The organism is Microbacterium sp. Bi128 (genome assembly GCF_918698205.1).
Genome location: NZ_CAKKMM010000303.1, coordinates 1 through 5024 on the forward strand (window position 1 = coordinate 1; position 5024 = coordinate 5024).

Below are 5024 nucleotides of genomic sequence, written 5' to 3' on the forward strand. Positions count from 1 at the left end.
GAACTCCGTGAAGCCGACTAAGCCCGAGGCGTCCGCAAATGGCGGACCATCCTCAAGGTGGTCCTCCCGACGGCGATCTCCGGCATCGCGTCCGGGATCACCCTGGCGATCGCCCGCGTGATCGGCGAAACCGCGCCAATTCTGGTCACCGCCGGATTCGCAACCGCCATCAACGCCAACGTGTTCAGCGGCTGGATGGCCTCGCTGCCGACCTTCATCTACACCCAGATCCTGAACCCCACGTCGCCGTCCAACCCGGATCCGTCCTCCCAGCGGGCCTGGGGCGCGGCCCTCGTGCTCATCATCCTGGTGATGCTGCTCAATCTTGGCGCCCGCCTGATTGCCCGCATGTTCGCCCCCAAGACAGGCCGCTAGGCCACGGCCGCGTCCGCCGCCCCTACCTCCAGCAAGTGAAGGAATACCATGTCTAAGCGCATCGACGTCAAGGACCTGAACGTCTACTACAGCAAATTCCTGGCCGTCGAAGGCGTCAACATCAACATCGACGCCAAGTCCGTCACGGCCTTCATCGGCCCCTCGGGTTGCGGCAAGTCCACCTTCCTGCGCACCCTGAACCGCATGCACGAGGTCATCCCCGGTGCGCGGGTTGAAGGCGAGGTGCTGCTGGACGGGGACAACTTGTACGGCCCCGGCGTGGACCCGGTCACCGTCCGGTCCCAGATCGGCATGGTGTTCCAGCGCCCCAACCCGTTCCCCACCATGTCCATCCGGGACCACGTGCTGGCAGGCGTGAAGCTGAACAACACGAAGATCTCCAAGGGCGAGGCCGATGTCCTGGTGGAGCGGTCCCTGCAGGGGGCCAACCTCTGGAACGAGGTCAAGGACCGTCTGGCCAAGCCCGGCTCCGGGCTGTCCGGCGGCCAGCAGCAGCGCCTGTGCATTGCGCGCGCGATTGCTGTTGAACCCCAGGTGATCCTCATGGACGAGCCCTGCTCCGCCTTGGACCCGATCTCGACGCTGGCCATTGAGGACCTCATCAACGAGCTCAAGGACCAGTACACGGTGGTGATCGTGACGCACAACATGCAGCAGGCGGCCCGCGTGTCGGACAAGACGGCCTTCTTCAACATTGCCGGCACCGGCAAGCCGGGCAAGCTGATCGAGTTCGGCGACACCCCCACGATCTTCAGCAACCCGACCGAGAAGGCCACCGAGGACTACGTCTCCGGCCGCTTCGGATAACCAACCGAGTCCTACAGGCCGGCCACCGTCGAGAGCGCCAACTGCAGGACGAACGCGGCGGCGGCGGTGACAACCGGGGTCGCTACCCAGAACACCAGGATGCGGATCACCAGCCGCCGGTCGGTGCCCGGGAAACTCTGGTTGGCGCCGGCGCCAAGGGTTGCCGCCGTCACCGTGTGCGTGGTGGAGACGGGCCAGTGCAGCCCGATCGCGCCCACCAGCAGCATCACCGCGCTGTACATCTGCGCGACGAATCCGCGCAGGGGATCGACCCGGGTCAGCCGGTAGCCGATGGTGTAGGAAATCCGCCACCCGCCCGCCAGGGTTCCCGCCGACAGCAAGACGGCCGTCAGCAGGGCCACCCACGCCGGCACTGAACCGCCGTCGGAGAGACCGGCCGCCAGCAGCGCCAGGATCACCACGGCGCTGGTGCGTTGGCCGTCCTGCAGCCCGTGCCCGAAGGCGACGGCGCCCGCGGCAATGGCCTGGGCCCGCCGGGAGCGGGTGTTGACGACATTGGGCGGCGTGTACCGGGCCGCCCAGCCCGCGGGCCAGACCAGCAGGAACGACCCCGCATAGGCGATCACCGGTGAGATCAGCAGCGGGAGCACCACCTGGGACAGGAGCGAGGCGTCAACGCCCATGACGGGGTTTCCGCCGACGGCGACGCTCGCGACCCCCGCCCCGGCGAGGCCGCCGACCAGGGCATGGGTGGAGGACGAGGGAATGCCGCGCCACCACAAGTAGACGCCCCAGAGGATGGCGCTCAGCAGCGCGGCCAGCAGAATCGTCAGGCCGTTTGTGCCCGGCGGCAGCGACAGCCACGCCTGGCTGACGGCCAGCGCCAGGACGGCGCTCAGCCCGGCACCGATGAAGTTGAACAGGCTGGCCAGAATCACCGCCACAGTTGGGGTCAGCGCCCGCGTCCGCACGGCCAGCGCCACCGACGAGGACGCGTCCCTGAACCCGTTGAGGAATGCAAAGGCCCCGGCGCAGAGCAGCACCAGGGCAAGGAAGAAGAGCACCACGTCAGGATTCCTTGACGATGATGCTGCCCACCTGGGTGGCGATCCGGCGCATGTCCTTCGTGACTTCCACGAGCTGGTTCGCGACGTCGCGGTTGCGCGCGTACTGCATGGCCTTCATCTCGTGGAGCATGTCCGCGACCCAGACCCGGTGCGTGCGCTCGGCACGCTTGGCCAGGCGCAGGATCTCGATCCAGTAGTCCTCGAGGTCGTCCAGATTGTTCAGCCGCCGCATCGCATCGACCGTTAGTTCGGCCTGGCGGCTGATGATTTCCAGCTGGTCGGCGGCCCGCCTGGGCAGCCGTTCGAGCTTGTAGAGGGAGACGAGCTCGGCGGCGGCGTCGAGCTTCTCCATGGCCTCGTTGAGGAACCGGGACAGCGTGTACATGTCCTCGCGCGGCAGCGGGTTCACGAAGCTGGTGCGCATGTGGGTCAGGAGGGCAAAGTGCAGCTCCGCGGATTTGGCCTCGTGGTTGTGCATGTCCTCCACCAGCCGGGCATGCTCGCTGGCCGGGGCGCCGAGGATCTCCGAGAGTGTTCCGGTCCCCAGCACGATCTGGCGCGCCATTTGGGAGAGCAGGTTCAGTCCGGCGGACTCCTGGGGGAACAGGCGCAGCTTCACGTGGTGTCACCGGTCTTCCGGGAGGAGGTTCGCGGGTGGAGCCGGCCGGCCGTGTGACTTGACGGTGACCAGTGCATACGCATCACTTTACCGTCCCCGGCGGGTCCGGCCCGGCCCGACGCGGCGTGTGACGGCGCAGGTGAAAACCGGGCGAACATCAGGGTAAGAAGGCATGAAAATGGTGCCGAACCGGATACGCCTCTCGGCGGTAGGCCGCTCTAGGCGGCTAAATGTTGAAGCCCGGGGGTTTCGCGGTTCGGCACCGCTTTTAGTTTTCTACGTAGGTTCATGCAAGTCAACATTGACAGCCTGCCCGCGTCGTGCGTGTCCTGGGTGCTGCGGGCCCGTCATCCGGGCCCCTGCCGCCAGGCCCCTCAGTCCAGCTCGCCCAGCCGCCACGCGTTGGCGGCGTGCTCGAGGTCCTCGGCCGTCTTGACGAGCAGATGCGAGTTGCGGGTGAGTTTGCTGGCGTGGTTTTCGTTGCTGTGCTCGGCGTTATCCGCAAGCGTTGCCTGGCCCAGGGCCACCACGCGGCAGAACGCTGCGGAGCGTTCCAGGGCGACGTCGAATTCGCCGTCGAACGCCCCGGAGAGGATGGCGTCCGCCATGGATTTCATCTCATCGGCGCCGGGCGGTTCGGCCGCGCCGGCGACCACATGCGAAACCTGGGCCGTGTCCTTGCCCGCCTTGAAGTAGACGGAGATCCGCTCGGGATCCTGGATGGTGGCGGCCCGCAGGGCGTACAGACGCCACAGCGCGCCGGGGAGGGACCGGGCGGGGCTTTCGGCCCACATGTCGGCGATTGCTTCCAGGCCCTGCTCATCGGCGAGTTTGACGAGCCGTTTGGTGACTTTAGGATCGTCGCTGTCCCGGCCGCGGCGCACGAGAGCCTGCGCGGCCAGATGGGCCGCCTCCGAGACGCGGGCAGGATCGGCCCCTCCGGCGAAAGGCTCAAAGTCGATCGGTGCGAAGGGTTTCGGCTTGTGGTGCCGCGGGCCGGGGGCGCTTGATCCTGCTTGCTCGCTCATGCCCCCACGCTACTCCAGTGCCGCAAGGGAATCGAGGATCGGTGCGCGCTGCTGCCGCAGACGCCGGGGGCCGACGCCGCCGGTGCGGCCAACGTGAAAAAAGCCGGCCCGGGTCTGGGGTACAGTGTTAACGTCCAGAAATGGACTGGGCCGAAACGCGCTGCATCAGCGGATTTATCCGCTGGTTCGGGGCTGTCGGCTGGGGCCTTTAGCTCAGTTGGTAGAGCATCGGACTTTTAATCCGTGGGTCGTGGGTTCGATCCCCACAGGGCCCACTCTTTTAGCGAAGAGTGGAAAAACCCCGGTTTCCTGGCAACAGGAGGCCGGGGTTTTTTTGTGCCCGCCGCCGGGGTCCAGTCCGGGCGGTTCGGGGCCCTAGCCGCCAGGGCTCCGGGGCCCTGGGGCCGTGTGGCTGCAGCCACCCGGATTGCACGGCTGGCTAGTTACCAGTTCCGCTAGGCTTGGCGAATGGACTCCCACGGCGCCTCCGGATACTGGTATGGCCCCGATGACAGCCTGGATCCTCCGGCGGCGATCCTGCAGGCCCTCCGCGACTATCGGATCTCGGAGGTGGCGACCAGGCGGTCCACCCGCGATTCGATGGGCATGGGTGAGACGGACCTGCTGGCTTTGCGCTACCTGCTGCGGGCTAAGGCGACAGGCGAACGGGTTGGCCCGAAGGATCTCAGCCGCGTCCTGGGCATCACCACCGCTTCCACAACGTCCCTGATCGACCGGCTGGTAGCAAGCGGGCATGTCCGGCGGGAGCCGCACCCGACGGACCGGCGCTCCCTTGTGATCGTGCCGACGGTGGCGACGGATTCCGAAGTCCGCGCCACGCTTGGACACATGCACCGGCGCATGATGGAGGTGGCAGAGTCCATGAGCGCGGAGGACGCCCGCGTGGTCATTACTTTCCTCCGCCGGATGAGCGCGGCCATCGGCGCCGAGCGGCATAACTAGCTCGTTTAACTAGTTATATGTATGCTTACTACTTGTTTTTTAGATCTCAACGAGAGTAGGCGCCGTGGCTGAATCCGCAACCCTGACCGGGGACCCTGCGACAGTGCTCCCGCGCGGCGCCCCGCTGCACTGCGGCGCACCCATGCAGTGGACCTCGCCGGAGCCGGCGATGCCCTCCTACTC

At 66.8% G+C, this 5024-nt stretch carries 5 protein-coding genes, 1 tRNA gene and 1 pseudogene; 4 read left to right on the forward strand and 3 right to left on the reverse strand.

The annotated features are described in order from the left end of the window. Window positions 1-21 precede the first annotated feature (21 nt). Together LQV45_RS17605 and pstB are read left to right on the forward strand one after the other, a co-directional pair. Window positions 22-375: pseudogene (locus LQV45_RS17605) on the forward strand (ABC transporter permease subunit); the annotation flags it as partial. Between the two features lie 48 nt (window positions 376-423). Beyond that, entirely contained in the window at window positions 424-1203 is a 780-nt protein-coding gene (pstB, locus tag LQV45_RS17610) for a phosphate ABC transporter ATP-binding protein PstB (protein ID WP_230008136.1), read from the forward strand. Window positions 1204-1214: 11 nt separating this feature from the next. On the opposite strand, the gene LQV45_RS17615 is transcribed toward pstB, so the two are convergent. From LQV45_RS17615 to LQV45_RS17625, 3 genes are all read right to left on the reverse strand, one after another. After that, complete coding sequence (locus LQV45_RS17615) at window positions 1215-2231, reverse strand: inorganic phosphate transporter (RefSeq protein ID WP_230008137.1); 1017 nt, start codon at window positions 2229-2231, stop codon at window positions 1215-1217. Between the two features lies 1 nt (window position 2232). Then, the gene (locus LQV45_RS17620) at window positions 2233-2850 is read right to left on the reverse strand and encodes a DUF47 domain-containing protein (RefSeq protein ID WP_028276610.1); all 618 of its coding nucleotides are present in this window, start codon (window positions 2848-2850) and stop codon (window positions 2233-2235) included. A gap of 374 nt (window positions 2851-3224) precedes the next feature. Beyond that, window positions 3225-3878 (reverse strand): hypothetical protein, encoded by a 654-nt coding sequence (locus LQV45_RS17625; RefSeq protein WP_230008138.1) that lies wholly within the window; start codon window positions 3876-3878, stop codon window positions 3225-3227. Between the two features lie 202 nt (window positions 3879-4080). On the opposite strand from LQV45_RS17625, the gene LQV45_RS17630 reads away from it, so the two are divergent. Both LQV45_RS17630 and LQV45_RS17635 read left to right on the forward strand, forming a co-directional pair. Beyond that, window positions 4081-4153 (forward strand) — tRNA-Lys (locus LQV45_RS17630). Window positions 4154-4346: 193 nt separating this feature from the next. After that, the gene (locus LQV45_RS17635; protein ID WP_028276609.1) at window positions 4347-4841 is read left to right on the forward strand and encodes a MarR family winged helix-turn-helix transcriptional regulator; all 495 of its coding nucleotides are present in this window, start codon (window positions 4347-4349) and stop codon (window positions 4839-4841) included. Window positions 4842-5024 lie beyond the last annotated feature (183 nt).

Coding starts and splice junctions, on each gene's coding strand:
- pstB (WP_230008136.1), top strand. CDS start 424: ATGTCTAAGCGCATCGACGTCAAGGACCTGAACGTCTACTACAGCAAA.
- LQV45_RS17625 (WP_230008138.1), bottom strand. CDS start 3,878: ATGAGCGAGCAAGCAGGATCAAGCGCCCCCGGCCCGCGGCACCACAAG.
- LQV45_RS17635 (WP_028276609.1), top strand. CDS start 4,347: ATGGACTCCCACGGCGCCTCCGGATACTGGTATGGCCCCGATGACAGC.